General features: G+C 35.3%; 23 protein-coding genes. 1 reads left to right on the top strand and 22 read right to left on the bottom strand.

Annotation, left to right across the window (positions count from 1 at the left end; all coding sequences use genetic code 11):
* The first annotated feature begins 115 nt into the window (after positions 1-115).
* Positions 116-430 carry a hypothetical protein gene (locus DN408_RS07350; protein ID WP_147740032.1) on the top strand — a complete coding sequence of 105 codons (315 nt, stop codon included), beginning with the start codon at positions 116-118 and terminating at the stop codon, positions 428-430.
* A 298-nt stretch (positions 431-728) separates the two neighbouring features.
* On the opposite strand, the gene DN408_RS07345 is transcribed toward DN408_RS07350, so the two are convergent.
* From DN408_RS07345 to DN408_RS07250, 22 genes are all read right to left on the bottom strand, one after another.
* Positions 729-4,982: a phage tail spike protein gene (locus tag DN408_RS07345; protein ID WP_147740031.1), complete on the bottom strand. Its 4,254-nt coding sequence runs from the start codon at positions 4,980-4,982 to the stop codon at positions 729-731.
* A complete protein-coding gene (locus DN408_RS07340; RefSeq protein WP_098403616.1) occupies positions 4,979-6,466 on the bottom strand; it encodes a distal tail protein Dit in 1,488 nt (495 codons plus the stop codon). The genes DN408_RS07345 and DN408_RS07340 overlap by 4 nt, the downstream gene beginning before the upstream one ends.
* Before the next feature lie 41 nt (positions 6,467-6,507).
* A complete protein-coding gene (locus DN408_RS07335; RefSeq protein WP_147740030.1) occupies positions 6,508-10,128 on the bottom strand; it encodes a phage tail tape measure protein in 3,621 nt (1,206 codons plus the stop codon).
* 16 nt (positions 10,129-10,144) lie between these two features.
* Positions 10,145-10,306, bottom strand: coding sequence for a hypothetical protein (locus DN408_RS31745; protein ID WP_218943192.1), 162 nt, complete (start codon positions 10,304-10,306; stop codon positions 10,145-10,147).
* A 53-nt stretch (positions 10,307-10,359) separates the two neighbouring features.
* Positions 10,360-10,722, bottom strand: coding sequence for a hypothetical protein (locus DN408_RS07330; RefSeq protein ID WP_016095495.1), 363 nt, complete (start codon positions 10,720-10,722; stop codon positions 10,360-10,362).
* Between the two features lie 6 nt (positions 10,723-10,728).
* Positions 10,729-11,322, bottom strand: a complete 594-nt coding sequence (locus DN408_RS07325) for a major tail protein (RefSeq protein WP_147740029.1) — start codon at positions 11,320-11,322, stop codon at positions 10,729-10,731.
* A complete protein-coding gene (locus DN408_RS07320; RefSeq protein ID WP_016120701.1) occupies positions 11,323-11,655 on the bottom strand; it encodes a hypothetical protein in 333 nt (110 codons plus the stop codon). It abuts the gene before it with no gap.
* Positions 11,652-11,996 (bottom strand): HK97 gp10 family phage protein, encoded by a 345-nt coding sequence (locus DN408_RS07315; protein ID WP_002138037.1) that lies wholly within the window; start codon positions 11,994-11,996, stop codon positions 11,652-11,654. The genes DN408_RS07320 and DN408_RS07315 overlap by 4 nt, the downstream gene beginning before the upstream one ends.
* A gap of 1 nt (position 11,997) precedes the next feature.
* Positions 11,998-12,348, bottom strand: a complete 351-nt coding sequence (locus DN408_RS07310) for a phage head closure protein (RefSeq protein ID WP_147740028.1) — start codon at positions 12,346-12,348, stop codon at positions 11,998-12,000.
* A gap of 1 nt (position 12,349) precedes the next feature.
* Entirely contained in the window at positions 12,350-12,643 is a 294-nt protein-coding gene (locus DN408_RS07305) for a hypothetical protein (protein ID WP_088291081.1), read from the bottom strand.
* Between the two features lie 12 nt (positions 12,644-12,655).
* On the bottom strand, positions 12,656-13,810 hold the full coding sequence (locus DN408_RS07300) for a phage major capsid protein (RefSeq protein WP_147740027.1): 1,155 nt from the start codon (positions 13,808-13,810) through the stop codon (positions 12,656-12,658).
* Positions 13,811-13,829: 19 nt separating this feature from the next.
* A complete protein-coding gene (locus tag DN408_RS07295) occupies positions 13,830-14,612 on the bottom strand; it encodes a head maturation protease, ClpP-related (protein WP_147740026.1) in 783 nt (260 codons plus the stop codon).
* The gene (locus tag DN408_RS07290) at positions 14,596-15,759 is read right to left on the bottom strand and encodes a phage portal protein (protein WP_179957887.1); all 1,164 of its coding nucleotides are present in this window, start codon (positions 15,757-15,759) and stop codon (positions 14,596-14,598) included. Before DN408_RS07290 ends, DN408_RS07295 begins: the two co-directional genes overlap by 17 nt.
* 8 nt (positions 15,760-15,767) lie before the next feature.
* Positions 15,768-17,435, bottom strand: a complete 1,668-nt coding sequence (locus DN408_RS07285; protein ID WP_147740025.1) for a terminase TerL endonuclease subunit — start codon at positions 17,433-17,435, stop codon at positions 15,768-15,770.
* Positions 17,432-17,743 (bottom strand): P27 family phage terminase small subunit, encoded by a 312-nt coding sequence (locus tag DN408_RS07280; RefSeq protein ID WP_088291085.1) that lies wholly within the window; start codon positions 17,741-17,743, stop codon positions 17,432-17,434. Before DN408_RS07280 ends, DN408_RS07285 begins: the two co-directional genes overlap by 4 nt.
* A 124-nt stretch (positions 17,744-17,867) precedes the next feature.
* Positions 17,868-18,203, bottom strand: a complete 336-nt coding sequence (locus DN408_RS07275; protein ID WP_078177839.1) for an HNH endonuclease — start codon at positions 18,201-18,203, stop codon at positions 17,868-17,870.
* Between the two features lie 136 nt (positions 18,204-18,339).
* Complete coding sequence (locus DN408_RS31315; RefSeq protein WP_158080629.1) at positions 18,340-18,477, bottom strand: hypothetical protein; 138 nt, start codon at positions 18,475-18,477, stop codon at positions 18,340-18,342.
* 159 nt (positions 18,478-18,636) lie between these two features.
* The gene (locus DN408_RS07270) at positions 18,637-19,311 is read right to left on the bottom strand and encodes a hypothetical protein (protein ID WP_078177838.1); all 675 of its coding nucleotides are present in this window, start codon (positions 19,309-19,311) and stop codon (positions 18,637-18,639) included.
* A gap of 560 nt (positions 19,312-19,871) precedes the next feature.
* Complete coding sequence (locus DN408_RS07265; RefSeq protein ID WP_078177837.1) at positions 19,872-20,621, bottom strand: Panacea domain-containing protein; 750 nt, start codon at positions 20,619-20,621, stop codon at positions 19,872-19,874.
* A 2-nt stretch (positions 20,622-20,623) separates the two neighbouring features.
* Positions 20,624-21,355 (bottom strand): nucleotidyltransferase family protein, encoded by a 732-nt coding sequence (locus DN408_RS07260; protein WP_078177836.1) that lies wholly within the window; start codon positions 21,353-21,355, stop codon positions 20,624-20,626.
* A 327-nt stretch (positions 21,356-21,682) separates the two neighbouring features.
* The gene (locus DN408_RS07255) at positions 21,683-22,225 is read right to left on the bottom strand and encodes a site-specific integrase (RefSeq protein WP_002010102.1); all 543 of its coding nucleotides are present in this window, start codon (positions 22,223-22,225) and stop codon (positions 21,683-21,685) included.
* Complete coding sequence (locus DN408_RS07250) at positions 22,225-22,707, bottom strand: ArpU family phage packaging/lysis transcriptional regulator (protein ID WP_078204473.1); 483 nt, start codon at positions 22,705-22,707, stop codon at positions 22,225-22,227. The genes DN408_RS07255 and DN408_RS07250 overlap by 1 nt, the downstream gene beginning before the upstream one ends.
* Between the last annotated feature and the right edge of the window lie 105 nt (positions 22,708-22,812).

The raw sequence follows: 22,812 nt of genomic DNA, 5'->3' as shown, positions 1-22,812 counted from the left end.
TTTGTTTTAAAAGTCGTATTTTATTCAGAATAATTTTATTTTTAAAAATTTCCCTTGTAATGTGTTATTGTACCGTGTTATTTGTTATCGTTTAGAGTAGAAAGCAGGTGTGCATATGGAAGGGATAATTTTTCTTCTAATAATCTTCGTTGTATGCTTTATATTACTAGTATTCATGAAGATTTTTGGTAGGAAGAAACAAGTTAACAAATCTATTGAAAAAGAATTAAAAAATCATTCCTCAATACAAGAAAATGGTAATCATAACGATTCAGGAACAAATACTAATGATGCTGAAGCTAGCTGGATGAATGCCGTAATGACTACCTCAGTTATTACAGCGTCTATGAAAAGTGCTCAGGATCATTCGGAAGGTAATAATCACGATTCGAATTCAGCGAATCATGACAACGCAGATTCACAGGATTAATTTAACTTAGTGATTTAATCGACATCAAGAGTAATGTTTTTTAAATCACTTTTTATTAATCTTAGTCCTTAGTTCTTTTACAAAGATAACTTCCCCTGCATCAAATCCGCTCGTTAATATTTAGAGCCCATATACATTACACTTACAGTCGCCTTTTCTTTATACTCAGTACATGTTCCTATCGTGTCATCATAAAACCCCGAACATAAACTTTTTCGCCTTTTTCTAAAAATAAAAAAGCATGTTATCGCACACTTGTCTCTAAAAGCCGTATTTTGTTCAATAAAAAAAGACCAGCTTATGACTGCTGCTCTGGTTTCTCGTCTATTAACTTTTGAACTAACGTTTCTAACGTTGTTAACTTGTAGTTCATTGATGTAATTTCTTCATTATGCTTTCTCTCCATTTCTTGTATTTTCTCATTTTGAATTTCTTCAAGTTCTTGTAAAGCTTTTACTGTAAGGGATGCGTAAGAGTACAAGTGAATCCCTTTCCCACTTTCATCCACAAATGCTTCATCAGATTCATCTACAATTGCTCCATAATATTTTTTTATATCTTGTGTTGTCACTGGTGGGTCATCGGGATCTTTCTCTTCTCTCATTTTGTAAAGCTCATTTACCGCGTTCTTATAATTAAATTCTCTTACTCTAACATTTCTAATCTTTTCTAAAGCAGAAAAAGACACATCACGAATATTAGATTTATATTCACGTAACGAAGGGCTCATAAAGTTACCTTGAACAGCTCCCCATCCATTTTGAGTAACAGACGACTTAACTTGGAGAACTCCGGTATATCCTGCTACACGGCTATTACGTAATGTGATATTAGGTAATCTTAAATCCGCATCTGAGCTATTATCTTCGATTGCTAATGTAGATTGATATAGACCACTTTTTCCTCGTCTGAAATGCCAGTTTCCATTTCCGGCATAAAGAGCATGATAGTCGTTTGCGTGTAGAACACTAATTCCGTTTCTGTTAAGCTCCCAAAACACAGACTTTCTTATCTCACTATCAACTATGTCATCAGTAATACCAATGTTCGCACTAGCTTGAGGCCATCCGGTCCCCATTTGAGATATAAATAAAGTACCTTCAGGAGCGCTAGTTTTTTCATCTGATCCTAAGATGAAAGTTGGTTGTACTGCACCGTCTCGTCTTCGATAATATCCAAGAAACGCTCTAGGGACACCACTTTCATATAGACGTAAAAACTGGTCATCTAAGCTTACATAGTTATTGGTATTTGATGTTCTAATTTGGCAACCACTTAACAACCCAGCTTTAATCCAATCTGCGTTAACTTTGCCAACTAAATCTATTCGTGCCGCATTCAGCTTAATGTTTTCTTTACTCATATTGAACGCTGCAATGACATCATTTTCTTTTACTGATATGCTAACGCCCTTTTCAGTTAGCTGAAGGCGACTTTCCATATCTCTTACATATCCTGAGGTAGCAAATTGCCCATTCGCTTGTTCTTTTGTATATACTTCTGTTGTTTTAGCTGATGCATTTATACCTTTTTCATTAATAGTAAAGCGGTTATCAATGAGAGTCATTTTCTGATTGTATTGTTCGGTCGCAAGCTTGTTCGCTAATTCTGCAAGTAGATCTTCTTTATTTTTATTAACCGTATTCTTTAAATCAGGAATCTTAAATCCAGCAACATAATCTTCGACTTGCTTGATTCCAACTTTTGCCCCGATTACTGTTGCCTGTTGTTCAATTTTAGAATTGGCATCAGTAAGCTTCTTTCCTTGGTCGGATACTACATTGTTTAAATTAATAACTGTGGAAGATAGTCCGCTTGCTGTTTTTTCAACTTCTAAAACACGCTTATCAAATCCATTTTGATTATTTTCTACTTTCGTTACTGTTTCTTTGATTCCATCAACACTTTTTGTAATTTCATTTGTTTTCTTCGTAAATTCATCATTTGTTACTTGGTTTTCTGGGGCTGGTGTCCAATCCTGCGGCTTATTCCCTTTATATAAAGCAACCCATTCTACAGTAGCTTTTGTAGTATTACTTGGAGAGTTATATAAACTTAACTTTCGTTCATTCCCATTTGTAGCCGCAACAGCTTTGAAGGTTACATAAGTTATTCCATTAGCGTAAACACTTGTTGCATATCCAACATTGCTAGACCCGCCATTCTGCCAAATTCCAAATTTTTGACCTTGAGGGACACTTCCTTTAATTACAAAGGTATATTCCTCACCTGTAGAGAAATTTTCAGTTAGAGAATATTGATTGATTAAATAATCTGTTTTCTCATATTTTACATTTGAATCTAATGCAAGGTTACGTCCCCCAGCTTTATCATTATTAACTTTCGTTTCTACACTAGTTAACTTTTCATTGACTTTACCTGCTTGCTCTGTAATTTCAGTTGTTGTTTTCTTGAGATCATTTGTTGTTTGCTGCACATCAGATATCGTCTTTTTTGTGCCTTCCACCGTTGATTCAACCGTACTTAATTTATTACTAATTTCACCATCTTTTTTAGTTAACGACTCAATAGAAGTTTTAAATCCATCTGCGGTTTGCTCTGATTTGGTAATACGTTCAGTAAGCTTTCCTTGTTCGGTTTGTATGTTAGTAACTTTTGTTGAAACGCCATTAACCGTTTCTTCTATTGCAGTAGTCTTTTTGGTAAAGTCTGTAACTGTTTGATTTACTTTAGAATCCACTTGTGAAATGGTACGTGTATTACCATCAGCTGTTTGTTTCGCTTCATTAGCAGTCTTTGATACTTGAGTTAGATTATTTCCTAAATCCGTTACACTTTGTTTTTCAGCTTTTGATTTAATTGCTTCATTCGTTTGCTCAAAAGATGTACTGATTTCTTGAAACTTTTTAACGTTTCCTTGTTTATCAGTTTCATAAATTTGTTTACCGACAAATCCATTATTAATCTCATCTTTTGTGAAAACACCTGATTTATCGGCTTTATCTTTAATTTGTTCCTTAACAAAATTTGAGTCTACTTTTCCCTGAACCTCTTTTTTCACATCAGAAATTTGCCCAGCTATTTCTTGCGCTTTATTGTCCACGATTTGAACCTTTTGATTTAACTCTGTTTTTGTGGACTCAATATCTTTATTAACCTGCTCTAATGTTTCTTTCTTCACCTTTTCTACATCAGGGACAACCGGATCCCAAATGCCATCTTTCCAAAGTTTTAAAATACCAGGCTTACCGTTAGAAATATCTAACCATAGTGTCTTTCTGTCTATTAAGTTAGTTGTCGGTGGATTTTTGGATTCTATAATTTCAACGGTATTATTTTTAATGTTCTCTTGTACCTTTTCAGCCAATGTTTTTGCTGCTTCGGATTCCTTCTTAGCGTTACTAGCTGTTTCATTAGCTTCTTTCACCAATTTATCTAGCTGATCTATCATTTCTTGCTTATTACCTAATGAACTAAGAATCCGATTATAAATCTTTCTTGATTCTTCATTTGGATCAACAATCTCACGATAGTCACCAAACACATATTTATCTTGTGTAGGGTCAGTAAATGATTCATCACCAGCAATGACACGAGCTTCAAGATATAATTTAGGCGTAAAGCCTGTATCTTTTATTTTGATTGTATCGCCTTCATTAATTAGTTCATGCGCTAATCCAAATACTCGCCCGATGCTTTGTGCTCCAACTTCATACAAAACCGATGTATTTACACGCTTTTTTAACTCTGTATTAATAAGAGTCATTAAACGTTTTGGATTCATATCTTGGTCTTCTGTCTCTGGACTATAGAAACCGAATTTATGCTGTCCTTTCTCATTCCATCTTTGGTAAGCATCACCGTCCACAAGATAAGGGACACCGTTATTTATTTCGGTAATAGTAACAAACTCTCCGCCTTCTTTTTTCACGAAACCCAATAAGGCTGTACAAATGTTTTGAGAGTTTTCGATCCGTTTAATTCCCATCAAATCTTTGCCGAGAGTTACTTCTTTTCCTGTTTCTCGACCACGCTTCTTAATCATATCAACATAACGACCAACGACTTGAGAGCCTATGACCTCTGCGCGATATTGGATTTCTAATTCAAACAATGAAGCTATCTTTTTAAGGAGAGTCAATGGATCAATAAATTCATCAATAGTCATGGAACGGAAACTAGCATATTCCAAATTCCCTTTCTTCCACTTCGTACCTGCAAGAGCGATATCCACCATTTCAATTACTGTCTTACCTTCTAGTTTTTGTGGAGGGATAATACCAGCTTTAGCAAGTTGAACCCATTCACCAGATGCATAAGCGATTACTGATCTATCATCAGAATCCTTTTCAATTTCAGTAATTACATAAGGAACAATACGGCCATCACGCACTTCTTTTAATACTAAGTTTTGCTGCATAAGTGTGGCTGAATGCCTTGTATTATCAAATACTCGAAACTCTAATGTATCAATGTTATTTTTGATTTCCCAATGTCTTTTATCATCCCGAAAATCTTTAGGTTGAATAGATGCTACAATTTGTTCTGTTTTAAAATCAACAACATGCAATTCACCACTTGGCGTTCTCATCTGTATCTCTCCCTGTAACTGATTGTCGCTGTAACATCTGGTGGCATAATATCAATACGATTATCTCCACGTATGATCTTAGGAAACTCACTAAAAAAATCTTTTAAGTTAATCGCATCTATTCCGTTGATTGTAACTAAACTTCGTTCTGTATCGATAATCACTTTATCTCCTGTATCGAAAATAAAGGGCTTTGTATTGGAAGGGACTTTGTTTATCTTCCAAATCTTTAAATCATCAATTTGCATGGTATAAACAGGTGTATTTCTATCCCACCGACAAATGGCAATCATGACTTGTGCAATCTTTCTTTCCGTCATCGGATTCCCTGTTTCGTCAATCCAACGTTCAACAAGTGAAGCATCGTCTATTTCTGTACCATCTCTAAAACGTGCCACATAGACAGACCATTCTTTCCCACGTCTTGCAATACGTAATCTTCCATTGAAATTATTAAATGTATTAGGATGAGCACCAGTTGTATCAACTAATTTCCTTATACTATTTGGCGTTCCATTATTCCCAACTCTCATATATGCCTTTGTAATTTCAGCATCCGTATATAAATCATTCATATTAATACGAGCTACAACATTACTCGCTTCATCTAAAAGAAGGACTTCAACACGCCCCATTTGATCTATATTTTTAGATTGCAAGTGAACTCTGGCTTCCATTTCGAAATCTTGAATAGGTCCACCAGGTATACTTTTCTTTGCAATACCGCCATGAAATTCTTTCGTACCTTCTGCACCGTAATATGGACAATAAATCGCTGTTCCATCTTTCACCTTTAGTTCGCCTGTACCCTTCATTTCTTCCACTTGTCCAGTAACAGGAGTCCAACCTACAACGGATGACATTTCATCCCACAACACGCGTTCACGCTCTTGTACAGTTGATTCTTCCACAGTTAATGGATAACCAATACGGAAATAGTTTCGCTCTAAAGGATATGCACCAAACCATACATCTAAAAAAGTGCTTGGTTTTTTCACAATCATTTCAATTATTGGTGGGGCTTCTACGCTTCCTTTATTAGTAAAATTAGAAGTTATTTCTGTAGACCAATTTTGCACAAATGGATGAGTTTGTACTTTTCCTAATTTATAGGGCATCGGACAAATGAATTTCAAAGTACCTTTGCCTAAGGTAACAAAATCATCGGGATTAAATTCTTCGTCAATAACAGCTATATATGTTCTGTCTGGTTTTGCATCAAAAGTTAGCTCGGCTGCTTGTTCAGTAATAAGCCATTCTGCTATTTCTTCTTTTAATGTTTCTAAATCCGTTCCATCTGGAACTATAATTCCAACAGGTACAGGAAGCGGACGGGGATCTGTATCTGTATTTAATAATCTGGCACCTGGATATCCGGGAACCTTTAGAAAATTACGCTTCAAAGGTGCCCATGTTGGCGGACTCCATCCTTTTTCTATTTGAATGTATTCCTTACGTTGATTGTTAAATGTAAAAGAACTCATGCTAACACCTCATTTCTTTATAAAATAAAAGAAACCCAAACCTAAAAGGCTGAGTTTCTTTGTTCTTCTCGTTCTTGATATTCTTTTGTATATCGATAAGTACCGCGCGCCACGTCTCGACCTTCTAAAACAACAGGAACCTCAACAACTAAATCACCACCAAGCATTGGAATTATTCCACCGCTAGATGATCCTGACGAATAATTAAATACTTGATTCGAAGCACTGTTTGTCATAGCTTGTCTGCTATTTGACATACTTCCATACACACCACTCATAACAGTCTTTAATCCGGATAGTTGGCTCACAGAACTAGCCATCATGCGACTCATGTCACCCATTAATTGATTTATGTCTCCTGACATACTAAATTGTTCTCGTGGCATGGCTGCTACGATTCCAGCACCAATAGCTCCAAGTGTCTTTTTGTTTAAAGGTAAAACGGCTTCATCCCCAGCTTCACCAGCACCTTGCAAGTTTCCGCCATTCATACCAAATATAGTTGGTTTAGTGAAAATACCACCTTTTGCACGCCAATCAATATTGAGTCCAGATGGGAACGTAATATCTTTTCCTAAAACGTTTTTCGTACTAGTTTGTAAGCTAAAGTGTGGAAGAGGTGGCATTTCAGGTTTTGGGATTTTCAACTTTAAACCTTCAAAGAATCCCTTGATTTTATCGATGAATCCCTTTACCCCGTCAACCGCATCTCTTATTGGGTCCATAATAAATCTTTTCGCTGCTTCAAATTTTTCTTGTGCAGCATTCTTTACAGCATCAAATTTCTCACGCGCAGAATTATACAAACTCTCAAACTTTTCTTTAGCTGAATTATAAGCCTCTGTAGCTGGTTGAACTACATATTGCTTCACTAAATTCCAAGCTGAAAGTGTATAGGATTTTATTTTTTCCCAATTTCCTAATATCCAGTTTGCTAAATCTCCAAGTTTTTCTTTCGTTGTATTCCACAATTCTTGCACTGGCTGGATAACATACTGTTTTACCAGGTTCCATCCTGCCAACGTATAAGACTTAGCCAGCTCCCATTGTGAACTTAACCAAGAAACTAAATCACTGAACTTTTCTTTCACTAAATTCCAGGTTTCTTGAACTGGTTGAATGATATATTGTTTAAATAAACCCCATCCAATTTGAGCTGCGGCCTTTGCTATTCCCCATTGTGTACTAAGCCAGTTAACTAACTCGCCAATTTTTCCGCTTACCCAATTGTAAGCTTCTTGTATTGGTTGAATAATATATTGACTGATTGCCGCCCAAGCAATTTGCACTCCAGCTTGAATCAGTAACCAACCAGCTTCTAAAACAGTAGAAACCGCCGAAATAATTGGATCTAAAACAGTAAGAATAGTATTCCAAGTTTCTTCCCAAGCTTGTACGAGTGTTCCCCACAATTCGGATGCCGTTGTAACTAAAGAAGACCACCAGGAAGAAGCTGTTTCAACAATTCCAGACCATAAGCTGCTAAAGAATTCACCTATTGGATCAAAGAAACTATGCATCATTTCAGTAAATGAAGCCCAAGCACCTGAAAAGAATTCAACAATAGAATTCCATGTACTACTACATATTTCGCCAATCCCTGTCCATAAATCACTAAAAAACTGACCTATTGGATCAAAGAATGAGTGCATGGTTTCTAAGAAAGAAGTCCATGCTTCACTAGAGGATTGAACTATCCCATCCCAAAGTTCTATCAAATATTCTTTAATAGAATTCCAGGCTTCTATGGTCCAATTTTTTATATCGTCCCAGTTTTTATAAATGGCAATTCCTATAGCTGCTAAAGCTGCTATAAGAAGAGGAATACCGGCAACAAGTCCAGCTGCTGCTAAAGCTCCAATCTCAAAGAAGCTCATGACTGTCATGACTATAGGAGCAAGTGCCATAATTGCACCTGAGATTATACCAATAGCCATTGCAACAGCTGTTAATGTGGCTGCTAATTTAGGGTTGTTAGAAATCCATTCAGCTACTTTGGAAATAACATCCGCTATAACACTAAGAAGAGGTTTGAGTGCAACTTGTAAATCTTGCATTGCTTTTTGAAACTTAACTGCTGGACTTGCATCCATTTTTTTTATGGATTCATTTAATTTATCCTGATTCTTCTGGAAGTCTACTGTTTTTTCTGAAGCGTTTATTAAAGTATTAGTTAGATTTTGTCCTTGGTCTTCAAACATAGTGGCTAGAACTTTAACCCCTACTTGATTCTTTTTAACAGGATCTTCTATTCCTTCTATCGCTTTAGCTACTTCCACCATAGCTTTCGAACCGTCACTTCCACCTTTAGCGACAGCTGCACCCCATTTTTCTATTTGTTCAGTTGCAATGCCTGATCCATCAAGTGCTTCTTTTAAAGCTTTATCCGCACCTTGAGCAAATTCAGCTAGTTGGATTCGCCCCTCCTTCAGCCCATCCAGCATATTGTCGATATTCCAGCTACCCGTTTCAACCCCTGCTTCCATAATCGCTTGAACTTCTTCAGCTTTAAAACCCACACGAGTCAGCTGACTTCCGTATTCGGCAATGATATCTAGTTGCTCTGGTGGGAATCCCATTTTTAACAACGCATCAACCATACCAAGAGCACTTTCTTGAGTTATCCCTAATTCACTACCTATTTCGTATGTTTCTTGAATTAATTCTGTAAAATCTATTCCTTCATAGGATTGCGCAATTGTTGCTGCTCCCTTTACTATAGATGCATTCGCTTCATCACTAATGTTTTTATTTAAAGCCCATTGTCTACGTACACCAGCAAGCGATTCTTCAGCATCCACCCCATAAGCGGTTACGCCTCTTATTGCTTCTTCCACTGATTTTTTAGAGGACTCTGGAACATCGAATGTTATATCAATCTTAGTTTTCAACTTTGACATATCCATTGCTTTTTCAATCGCAGTTGCAATACCACCACCGGCAGCCATACCACCTATGACATTTTCTAATCCTACCTTTAGTCCTTCAAACTTCTTCTCTGTTCTTCCGGCTTCTTGCTGTAAATCTCTTAATTCATTTCGCACTTGTTGTATTGAGTTTCCAGCATCCACAGATCGAAGAGCTCGTTGTAATTTCTCAATATCAGCTTCTGTTCCTAATGCTTCTCGGCCGATAATTCCAATTGCTTGCTCTAACTGTCGACTTGTAGCCGTTCCATTTCGAATTGCATTCACAAGACGATTTCCTAATGCCCCTGCAAAATCATCAACGCTTTTCCCTGTAGCACTAAACAATGTTTCTAATTGCCGAGTGGAACTGGCTACATTGTCTTGTTCTGCTTTCATGTTTCCAAGTTTATTTTTCAGACCATTAAGCGATCCTTCTGTAAATTCAATTTCACGCCTGAATGCACGATATTGTTCTTCAGAAATTTTACCGTTTTGAAATTGAGCTTGCACTTGTTGTTCCGCTGCTTTTAATTTATCTAATTTTTCGGTCGTATTTTCAATTTGTTGTGTCAGTAACTTTTGCTTTTGGGCTAAAGCTTCGACATTACCAGGATTAAACTTTAATAAACGCTCTACTTCCTTCAGTTCATTGGCCAGGTTATCACTTTGTTTATTTACATCTTTTAAGGCATTTTGTAACGGTTGAGTATTTCCTCCGATTTCAATCGTAATCCCTTTAATTTTTCCTGCCATATTCTCACCTCATTTCCTAGAAAGAATCGTAATCTCTTTGATTCGCTTTTCTTACTTTTTCTTTATCTGGATTTTCCATTTCAGCAAATTCAGCAATATAATCAAAGCAATCGCCGATTGTCATGGTTTCTAAATCCCAATACGTTAATTTTGCTTTATAACAAAGAGCAAGGAACAAATCAGTGGTTAATTCTTCATCACTGAATGTCCCTTGCTTTTCATCATTTCCTGTTATTTTTTTTTTGCTCCCATAGTGACTTGAACTAATTCCATGATTTCTGGCATGATTTCTTCAATTGGGAATTCTTCAAATTCATCCAACCACGTCATAGGATCAGAAATATTTGAATCAGCCGTTTTAGCAAATAACCAAGTCAAGTCATAAATAAGTTCAAAGTCCACTTTACTTATATCAACATTAGACATATCAATAGGTTGTTCTGATCCATCTGGCGTAGTTAACGCATTAATTGCTCCTAACCCCATCATATCTGCAAATAAATTACGTCTGAATTGTGCTTTATATCGTTTAACTGTTGCCGCTGTGCTTTTTAATCGAACTTGTTTTCCATCTATAGTAATTGTCTTTTCCATTTATAATTACGCTCCTTTTGGTGCTGCCGGTGTTTTTACATATACTTTTTTGTACCAGTCGTTATAAATTGCTTGTGTTGTTTTAGCAGTCGTTTTCGTTTTAACCATTGGCCTTCCACCAGGCGCTAAAACAATTGGGCTAGAAACAAACTTCAGTTCATTTGTATTTGGTTCAGCAGAACTTGTTTTTGTTTTAGATGCAATCATTGGCCGACTTGCTGAACAGTTATACATAACATGACGGGTTGCATTCACATCACCATCAAACTCAAATAATAATGCGAATGGTTTCCCTTTTGCATCAGCCAATTCATTTAATACGCCATCCGTTTCGTCTAATTCCTCACCAAGTGCATCAATAGCAAATTGCTCTGGGATAGTAGCAATATTTAATGCTCCATCGTACCCTTGGTTATTACTTGCCGCGTAATAAAGCATGTCATCTGCATAAAATTCAATTAAATCACCGCGTGGCTCAAAAGTTAGTTCAACTCCACCAGGTAATGGAATAGGTGTCCCAAATTTAACCAAAAAATCCTTAGTATCTAATGGTACATAATGTACATTTTTCAAACCGAATGTTACCTTGTTTTCATTCATTTATATCAACCTCGTTTCATAAAATTTTTGATATATTTTTTCTGTTTCAATAATCCCTTCGAATGGCGAATCATAAGGTATTTCATGATTGTCCAGGACTTGTTCAAGCTTGGCTTCTGCAACTGAATCTTTTCTATTTGTATAAAGCTCTATATTTAAATCATTTATCTTATGATAGACCTTATTATCAGCCATGAGATTGGCTGAACCGTCCACAAGAAAACAAATATAAGGTGGAGCTGGAACAGGATTAGTCGGCGTTGCTGTGAAATGCGAATAAGCCACAGGATAACCTGTAGCTTCAAGAATTTTTGTTAATTCACCTAATGTCATCGTTGAACCGCCCTTTCAATTCGTCTTGGCAATTCGTCGATTACATACTCTTCAACTGGAAGAATATGCACTTTCTTCGGTACTCGGCCTCCACCAGCTTTCGCATGGCCATTTTCTAAAAGATGCGTTAATTGCCCCTTTGTATTATGAAGAACAACACCTTTCCCTTCTTTTTTCTTGCGCCAGCCTTTACGATAGCCGCCCGTTTTTTTAGGACTATTTTGCTTTAATTTACCTACAGCAATATCTGCTACTTCATCGATTTCATTTTCCAAATCTTCTTCCACAACTTTTGCATACCTTTGCAACTCCCTAGCAAGATCACTCGCAAAATCATTCATACTAAACATGCTCCTTTGCGATAATAGTCAATGTCTGATACATTTCATCATCATTCATTGGCGGTTCGATAATATCAAAGATACGGCCTTTCATATTAATTCGCATTTCTTCCGTAATACCAGAAGTATATGGAATCACAAAACGATACACCCGTGTAGCCTGTGAAGCTGAAGCTTCAATATACTCGGAACCTTTCACCGTTTTTATCATTGACCAGGCTTTTTTTAACTCCTGCCAAGATGTTTCAATTACCTGGTTTAATTCATCTTTTATTACTACAGGTTGTTCAAAATTGATTCGATTTCTAAAATCGCCTGTATTCAGTGGCTTTTTATACTGAAAAGGACGCATTTTATTCACCGCCCAACTTAATTTCTTCTAAAGCCTTTTCAATGCTTAAACTATTAATCTGACTTAAAAAATTCTTGTCAAAATACTCTAGAGCATCGTTATAAACATAACGAGAGCGTTCAAAGACTAATTCCTTGAACACCTCGTCTTTATTAAGGTCGTAATTACCACAAACCCTAATTAAATCTTTATTAGATGCAAATAAGATGCGTCTTAGGTTGTCGTCTTCATCATCGCCTAATCGCATCCTATCTTTGAATTGCTGTAATAATTCATTTGAAATTACTGTTTCCATTTACATCATTCCTTATTTAGTTGCTGGTGGTGCTGGTGTAAATGAAATCTTTAAATCATATACAATTGCCGCTTTATTATCTTTTGGTTTACCGTTAGCAAATTGTTTGATTGTATAAAGCGTTGCATCTTCAATCGCTAATGTTTGGTCAAACGATTTAAGCTTATATCCACCAGCAATTGCAGCAAGGTATTGGCCTTTCACAAAGAATAATGCTTTACCAACTGGCACTTCTTTAGATTCTACAGTTTGAATGTTATAAGGTAATGCCATCACCCATTGGCCTGTTGCCGTTTGAATTGTATTACGTGCTTGTACACCGATTGCATCCACAGGATTGACAACCATCACAATTTTATTTAATACTTTGCGGGATTTACCTTTGCCATCAACAGATAAAGCTTTTACTACTTCATAAAGTTCACCAGCAATTACTTCACCATGCTCAGATGGAGCAAATGTTAATGTACCGGATGATTTTTTGTCTGTCACCGCATTTGTAGTAGAGTTAAAATCTTTCATTAAACCGATTGGTTGATTTACTCCAGTACCATTAACAAAACCGTATTCTAAACCAACAGAATAAGATTCTACTAATAAAGTTCGAACATAACGTTCAACCCATTCCGGCCCAAGATCTAACATATCATTTGGAATAGCCGCGAATGCAGTTAATTTAAGTTGGCCAATTTGTTCTTCACGGAATGCCGCATTTACTTGACCCTTGATTTCACCGAATAAAGGACCCCATACATAAGCTTTAGTTGCATCAGAATAAATAAACTTCGTCACCGCTCCTAAATCTTGTAACCCTACAGCCTCTAATAATGGATGTTCTGTTACTAAATCTTCAAATACACGCTCTTGCGTAGTTTTAGGAAGAATAGAATCATCTTTGAATCCACCATCTTTTACAACGGCATTAAAGAATTTTGTTTCTGCTGAAGTCAGAACGTTTTGACCACGTTGCTGTAGAATGGAACGATCAAGCATATCATTATTTACTTGCTCACGAACTGAGTTCGCTACATCCGTTTGTAATGCATCAAAGAAATTTTCAAATGCTGATGTTTGTTCTTGTTCTGTACTTTCGGCGTTTGTTAAAGCATCTGTTAATTTTGCTTTGGCCTTGCTAAATGCTTCAGATTTATTGAATTTAATTGTCATTATTTGTTTCCTCCATTTTTTATAAATTTAAAAAGAGCCTTTTCAATCCGTTGTTTTTAACTGGTTCCGGATTCGGCTCTTTTGGTTTTGGTTCTGTATTAGTTTGTAGATCATTCAGGATTTCACTTTTTAATTCTGATAATGCAGCATTTAAATCATCTTTTGTAATGCCTTCAGTTTTCCCTTTATTAAGTGTTCCGTTTCTAAAACCATCGATTACTTTCTGTGGAATCATAGCAGAAACGGCACCTGAAGCAGTCATTTTAACCGGATTATCCATAAACATGATTTCATCCACAAAGTTGTTTTCTAATGCTTGTTGTGGCCCCATCCATGTTTCTTCAGCCATCATATTAAGTAGTTCCTCTTCGGATTTACCACTTTTAATGACATATGCATTTACAATTGCTCGATCTGTCGTCTTTAGCATCTCAGCAGCCTTTTCCATATCACGATGATCTCCACCATTCCACATAGAAGCATTGTGAATCATAATTTGTGCTGTTGGTGAAATTCGAACTTTATCACCAGCCATTGCAATAACAGAAGCTGCGCTTGCAGCCAAACCAACAATTTGAACTTCAACCTGGCCCGGATAATTTTTTAATGCTGTATAAATCTCTGATCCTTCGTGTACATAACCACCAGGACTATTAATTGATACGATTAAATCATCACCATTGGCATTTGTTAGTTCTTTTGCAACCATACCTGGACTTGTTGCATCCATTTCAAACCATTCATAAATCCAAGCTTCATCACTCGAAATGATTGGACCTTTAATATCAAGCTTCACCGTCATTTACTTTCTCACCTCCTTCACCTATATTCATTTCAGCGTAGTTCTTCGTAATATAATGTTTGTCCAAGTTCGGATCATTAGAAGCCTCATATCCGGCTTCTAATCTCATTTCATTACCTGTAAATGCACTAGAAGAAATGAGTTTATCAATGCTTGTCGCAAGGTCGAATATGTTCTGATAAGATACAGCTTTAACTTCAATCTTTTGCCCTTCAAGGTACTCGTTCATTTCAAAGAATTTAACGTTTGCTTCATCTGAAATCTTTTTTAATAAAGGTTTCACTGTGAAAAGCATGTAATTCTTCGTCTGCTTCTCTACATCAGCCATTTCCCCATATAACAAAGCGGTCGGAATACCGAAAGCCATCGCTACTTGATTTAAAAAGCCATTCGTTACTTTGTTGATTTCATCCACACTTTGACCAGCGTTTCCGCCATCTGATGTTTCAGCGTATTTGAATCCTGGTTGCTGTGGAATGATAGCAACGTCTTTTTCTCCAATTGCTTTATACATGTTATCGATGAACTCTTGCAGCTTTGATTGATGCTCTTTACTTTTTGCAGCAAGCATATCCATATCCACTGTTCCGCGAATTTGATTTTTACGTTTTTGTGAGCTTAATATCCTACCGAATAAATCACCATAATCAGTAAAAAGACTATCAATAAGCGGTGATAATTTGTCATTTCGATATTTCAAATGAATAACTTCACTTTGCTTAAAACTTCTCTTAAACTGATAATCTTTTACGGTGACATTTGTAAAAGTATCTTCAAAAACAGCGTATTCGTTATGATCAAAATCATCAGCAATAAGTAAATCACCATCATCAGCCTGTATAATTAAAGCCTCATTATCATAAATAAGCTTGTACATATACTTTTCCCAAAAGGTACTTGCTGTCATATTCTTATTTGGTCTAACATTTAATCGATAGTAAAGTTCATTCTTTTCAAAGGCTTCACCGTTTTTCACTCTAAATTCGGACTGACTTATTGTTCTTCCTAAAAAAGAAATACATGTATCAATTGCTAACCGCTTCATGTGGACTCTATTTGTCTTATCGATAAACATTTCCACATCAAACATAAATCCTAATTCACTATTTCTTTTAAATACTGCATCCAGCCATCCAATGATTATCACCCCCTTTATTAGAATTTAATATCACCTATTATAAAATCTGTAGATTCTTGTATTTCATCAGCTCGATAAAGAGCATGTACAAAACATTGGAATCCATCAGTTTTTCTACGTACTGGCTCTTTCTTTTCGTATACTTTATTCCCATCACCTTTTATAACAACCAATACGTTTTGTGTATACCAACGCATCATAGGATTATCATCAAAAATAATTTGTTTATTTGCAAATGCCATTTCGATACGAGGTGCTAGTAAACTGTGAATCGCTCTAGGATTTCTTATAACTTCTATTTCAAATCCTTCAGCTTCTAATAATGGTCTTATTGCCTCCATACGGAAATTATCAGCAATAATCTTTTTCAATCCATAAGATTCACGCATTTCAACAAACCAATTAACAATGTGCTGAGGATTAATAGTTGGTTCATCCACAACGGTTAGTAAGCCTTGTTCTTTCCACTCTTTTATTGGTGCGAATTTCTCTTTTTTATACTCATTCGCTTTTTTAGAATAACCATAGTAAATATCAACGAACTCTTTACGAACAAAGGAATGCGTTTTAAAGATATATTCACCATCTACTCTAAATAAAAGACCACAAGCAGCAAAATCTCTAATACTTGCAAAGTCTAATGCTCCAATACATTCCCGACCATATAGATCAGGAAATGGACGATTTGTAGCAACTATTTCCTCCCATTTCGCAACCGAACGTTCTAAATTTGAAACAGGTAAATTCATACGTTTTGTCATAAATTCGATTCGGTTGTCAGGATCGTCTTCCAAATCCTCATATTCTTCCTTCATCGTTTCAAATAAACCTTCAGCATATTCACTTAGCGGTTTTGACAGCATAGGATTCGCCATTTCCCAAACATCGATATTATCGACTTCTTTTTCATCATTTAATTTACAAATGAACGGAAAAAGAGCGTTAGGACGTGCTTCACCATTTAATACTTTCCTTGCTTTTTCTTTTAATTTATCTAGGAAACCATCACGTACATATCCGTCTGTACCAATATAAAACTCGCGGGGGTTTTTCCTTTTCCCCAAGCCGCTGATGTGGACACGGACATCTTTATTACTTTCATATCGATGTATTTCGTCAAAAACAACCGCTCCATCTCGCAAACCATCTTTTGTATCTCCGTTTGATGTTCTAAACTTCAGTACACTTGCAGTAGCTTTTGAAGTGGTTTGTGTTTCCGTTGCTTTAAAAGCCTTTTTTAATGTTTCATGTCTACGAACAGTTTTCTTTACTTCATCAGGACTTGTTTTTGCTTGTTCTTCACTATTCGCAACAACAGATATGTTGTATTCTGGTATTCCATGCAATTCACTGATTAAAAAATGAGCAATTACTGATATCAGACCGTTTTTACCACCGCCACGACCTAACATCCATAGGAATTTCCGATAAAATACACGTCCATTTTTCTTATAAAATAAAAAGACGAATGCTATTAAGAATTTTTGAAATGGCTGCAATGGAAAATACCACTTCTCGCCGAAGTTGATACAATCTTCAATCATTTCATCATCAAAATACAAATCGTCTCTGTTTAAAACATGTTTTTCTAGATATTCAATTAACAGTTCTCTTTCTTTATTGAACTTTACTTTTCTACTTCGATAAAGTTCAATATATTCTTCCACATACTTTTGCCTAATCATGTAAGATCACTTTTGCTATAGCCTGTATTAGGGATAGTATTCTTAACAACAAACTTTATATCTCTACCTAATGCAATTAAAGAACTGTTAATTTTATTCCTCTCACCTATAAGAGGGTGGGCTTTAACAAAAACTTGAGAACCGTTTTTTACTGTTACGGACTCGCCTTCTTTATTAATAGTTTTATTTATTTTTCTAAATGCTTTGACAAGATCAATATATCTTTCTACCTTCTCAACTTCGACTAAATCTGTAATATCAATACTATTCATGAGCTGTTCTTTTAACCTTACAATACTAACAGCCATCTACCCACCCCCCCCTTACGTGCGTAATTTAGAAAAAAACCTGACAGTTAACCCCCTCCTCCGGTGCCCCTTATACGAAAAATTGATGAAATATTTTAAGGGGGGGTGTTATTTTGGAATCATTTTACCACTTTTCATCGTGTTGCCATTTATTCAGTTTCTTTTTGAATGTTCTTCCGTGCTCTTTATTATGGCAATCCACACAGATTGTTTCTAAATTATCCATTTCTAATGCGAGCTCTGGATGATGTTCTAACTCTTTGATATGATGGACAACCAACTGTATCTTCTTACGTTTCGCACTCTCACTGTACTCATTGGTATCCACACGAATATGGCCGTTGCGCTTACACTCTTGACACTCATAGTTGTCACGCTTCTTTACCTGTTCTCGTATACTCTTCCACTCACTACTGTCATAGAACTTACGCTTCTGTTGTTTTGTTTTGTATTCTTTCATTATTCCTTATCACACCTATATATCTTTAGTAACATACTAATCACCTCATACTACATTAATACACTTCTCATAGAATTCACTTTCCTCTATATTTTTAGAAATAAAGGCGCTCTATAAACTGCACTTCCTTTTGTAACTAAAGACTTTCTTCATCTTTCTTTACGACTGTTCCCTTATGTGTATATATCGGCTCACACGTATGTTCATCAATTGTCACGATTTCATAGGCTTGATTGATATCAAAAAGATTAAGTATCATTTCAGGAATCTTCATATGTCACTTCCTCTTCACAATAAAAAGCACTCCTTTAAGAAGTGCTTTTCTAAAACATAACTATATAAAATTATTACCTCTTTGATTTTATGTTTCTTTGAATGCCTCTTCGATTTTTTTCATTTGATTTTGGATCATAATTAGTTGCTTCGTAAAATTTTATTTAATAATTAAGTTAAAAGTTTTTTGACAAAGATTATATACATTTTCCATGTATACTTTTACTAAATGAATAAATCTTTCTACATCTTCGGGATGAAACATTACTTGAGGTGTTTCCCTATCAATATAGAATCCTATCTGTGCAAGAGTTGTTTTCATTTCATCATTTTTAGGTACGCTACCATTATGACTAATACAATTCCTTAAATCTTGCCACTTTAAAAGTTCATTCCAAGATTTATCTTTAATTAAATTTTCTTGTATACCATTATGCATTAAAAAGTTGATATACTTCCGTATACCATTATGTTGCCTTAAATCTTCTAGTGACTTTTCCACTTTTACTTCAGTTTCAATCGCAGAAGCCAAATTCTTCAGTGTTGCCTCCAACGTACTGTATATTGTAACAAATACCGACTTATAATAAGTAGGTTGAATAAGCATTGTAGCTAGGCTAAGTTCATCCAGTAAATGCATAGTGCTTCCTCCAGGGTCACTATGCACTGCTACAGAACACATCTTTCTTCTTGCATTAACCAATTCTTCAACATATTGGTATGTTTTCTCTAGTTTTGCAATCTCCATATCCCATCCATATTTATGGATTTCTATTACACTTTTCATATCGTATTCTGCCAAATCTGGCAATATTTCCATTAAGTTAACTTTCATTTAAATTCTCCTCTTTATTAATAAATACAAACAACAAATTTAACAAGTCTCTCTTATATATTTTTTGATATATAATAAGCACCTTATTTTACCATAAAAATAAAGATTTAAATCAGCATTTCCACTCTTTAACTTCAACTACCTCATATCTTCTTGTATTACATTAGCATACGGTGTATGAAATTTCACACTGCTCTCAATCACCTGATATTGTTTTATACAATTGCTCGCCGAACTGTATCAAGTGACTGGGAGAAGAGCAAAAGCTCTCTTAAATTAACGGGCTCATTCAATCAGCACCATCGCAGCTGGTTACGAATTTCATTCCCTGAAGCATGTCGTCAATATGGAACCGTTTAGAATTATAAATTTATCCTTGTGAGTTGTGTTTTCCGCCACTTCTCACAATACAAATATATCACGGCAAACTCAAAACAACTGGCACATTTGCGGTCAAAAAGCGGTCACGACTCTGCCAGTTATTTTAATTCTGTGCAATTAAATATGATAATAGGGTTATTATCCAAAATAAAAAGCACCCATATAGGATGCTTAAAGAATTAATTAATAACTTGATGATATTGTGTAATAACATCATCAGTAATTTCACAATTCCAGCCTGGTTTAAATACTCTATCCCATGGCCCTCCATCTTGATGTGTCTTTTCAACTAGATCACCTGCACTCACTTCCCCATATTGATTCAAGGTTTTTAAAATGCACTCTAGTGCTACAATACCGTGTTCTGAGGATACTAGCTTCATAAAAGATGGTGTAATGGCTAAATCCTCTGTTGAATAACATATTGTTTCATCTTCCTTGTAGTCAATAGTCGTAGATCCATGAACTTTATAATTATGAAAAACACTTTCAACAACTGGACCATACTTGAATGCTACAATCGGTTCCTTAAATAATTTAGCTCCTGTTCGCAATAAAAACTCTGCGTATGAAAAATACAGTAATTTTTGCAATTTAAGGTGAGAGGATGGCAATACGGACAATATAAACTTAGAAACGTCTGTAGCGCTTAATTCCTGATCTTGAATAATCATTTCAATAAAAGTCTCTACATCTCGAGTTTTGTATACATCTTTAAAGAACGAATCTTTTTGTAATACAGAATCCCACGTTGTAGAATCTGTCGCCAATTTGTGGATACCTAATTGTACTTCTCCACATTTTTTTCTTACTCTTTTTAAAAAACCTTGAATAATTTCTTTATCAAGTTTAGATTCATCGGAATAATGCCAAGCGATTCGTCTCCCGTCAGAATAGTGACTCATAACTGCAATAAAGTGAAAAGCCATGATTAAGCACCTCCCTCAATTTCTGCTGAATTTTTATAAATATCAGCCCATTTTGTATATTCCTGTTTATGTAAAGAGTGCGATATAACATTTGAACTGAGATCATTTGCATTCCACACTTGTAGTTCCCAAGGAAAATATCTGTTACTTTCTCCATAAAAATATATGTGTGTAGCTTTATAATTATTCTTTGATGAGTCCATAGTACGTATTCTATATTCAGCCTTTAAGCCTTCACATAAATCGTTAAAGTATCTACAGTTATGGTCAAAATCTTCAATAATTATTCGAATGCCAAAAAGATCATTTAAACATTTATTTAGATTAAAAGCCCCTGCTCCTTCTTTTCCAACTCTATAATACTTTAATTTATTCACTACGGATTCATTTTGTTTTATGCGAGTTCGAAGATCTAACTCCGTATAATCGTATTCTAATTCACTCTCCACCGTCAATGATTCCAATTCATTCATATAACTTTTAATAAGACGATAAAACATATTGTCAATTAAAAATACTTCTCTATCCTCAATAACACTTGAAACATTTCTAACCTGTCTCTTATTTAAATTCATGAATTCGAATCCGGTTGTCTGATTTTTTTTAATCCATGCTGCTGAGAATTTATTATGTAGATCATAAATTTCTAAAAAAAGTTTTTGTATATCACTATAATGACAATATGGCTTGATTTCTTGTAAATCTTGTAAACCTTGTATTTGTAGAATATCCAACTCGTATTCCTTCTCTCTAGTAAACCATTAAAGTTGTTAATTCTCCTTGTATATATAATATCAAAATTCGTCATGATATTCTATTATTTCTAATACATAGCTTTACTTTTGTAAAAAAGTAAACTGATATCATATATAATTATTTCGACAAGAGGAAACAATATCCTTTATCTTTTGTTATATCACTTACCCATATCTTATATTGTGTGTAACTGACCCAATTGCTAAATCCCTTGCTATCATTGAATTCATAATACTTTCTCTTTTGAGTTACACAGTACGAAATTTATGAGTAACTGTATAGATTAAAAAAGAAAAAAGCAATGCTTAGATTTTAAACCTAGTCATCGCTTTATCCATTGCATCTTGATTTACACCTATATAACGTAACGTGACCTTCTCTGACGAATGATTGAATATCTCCATAAGTAATGCTATGTTTTTCGTTTGCATGTACATATGGTACCCGTACGTCTTTCTTAGCGTATGTGTTCCGATTTCATCTAAACCAAACTCTGCTGCGGCTATACTTAATATCTTATATGCCATGCTACGACCAATAGGACGATTCTTTCCTTGTCTACTTTGCAATAAGTACTCATTATCTTCTCTTTCTTCAATAAACCATTTAAGTTCTCTTTTCAGTGCTGCAGTAATTTGTATTCGTTTCTGTTTCCCTGTTTTCTTTTCTCTCATAGATATATGACTACCTTTAACATCTCCTACCTTCAATTTCAAAATGTCCGAGATTCTTAGGCCTGTATTGATTCCCATAATGAAGAGAATGTAATTACGTAAGCTCTTTTCCTTAAAATAATCTTTCAGCTGCTGTATTTCTTCTGGATCACGTATTGGCTGAACAAAATTCATTATTCATTACCTCCAGTCTCTTCTGTCTCGTAAACTTCTAATCTAAGAGCAAAAGCAAGTTTATAAAACACTCTAGCCTTAACGCGTCGATAAGTACGCTCACTCATGCCAATCTCGTTATAAACCATATAATCACATACATCTTCATCTTCTAAATAACGCTTAATGATGATGTTTCTTTGATCCTTTCCTGCACGCCCATTGCCCAAGCGACTAAGGAACTGATCAATACGAAATGACGTTTTTTTAATCCACTCTTCTCGTTCACTTTGTTGTATATTAGCCATCGCTACATCTTCTAATGGATTTCCTACATCATTTGTAGGTCCGTGATATCTAATTTCATAAGAAGGAGTGACTTTCATTTCTTCACGCATCATTCCAAACTGTCTATATAAACGTACATTTTCGAGAACACCTTCTAATTTTTTCTGCGTTGCCGTTCTATCAATTTTCGGTAAGAAAGATAATTGTTTAGTCATGTAAGACCACTCCTTTTTATTTTTAAATTACTTTTGTCTTAAAGCCCCACGTCTACGCTCATAACAAGGTCTATGAATCCCCATTAAATCTTCAATTTCACGAGT

Source organism: Bacillus sp. AR13-1 (genome assembly GCF_008042285.1).
In the GTDB taxonomy this organism is placed as follows: Bacteria; Bacillota; Bacilli; order Bacillales; family Bacillaceae_G; genus Bacillus_A; species Bacillus_A mycoides.
This window is presented reverse-complemented; position numbering and strand designations above follow the sequence as displayed.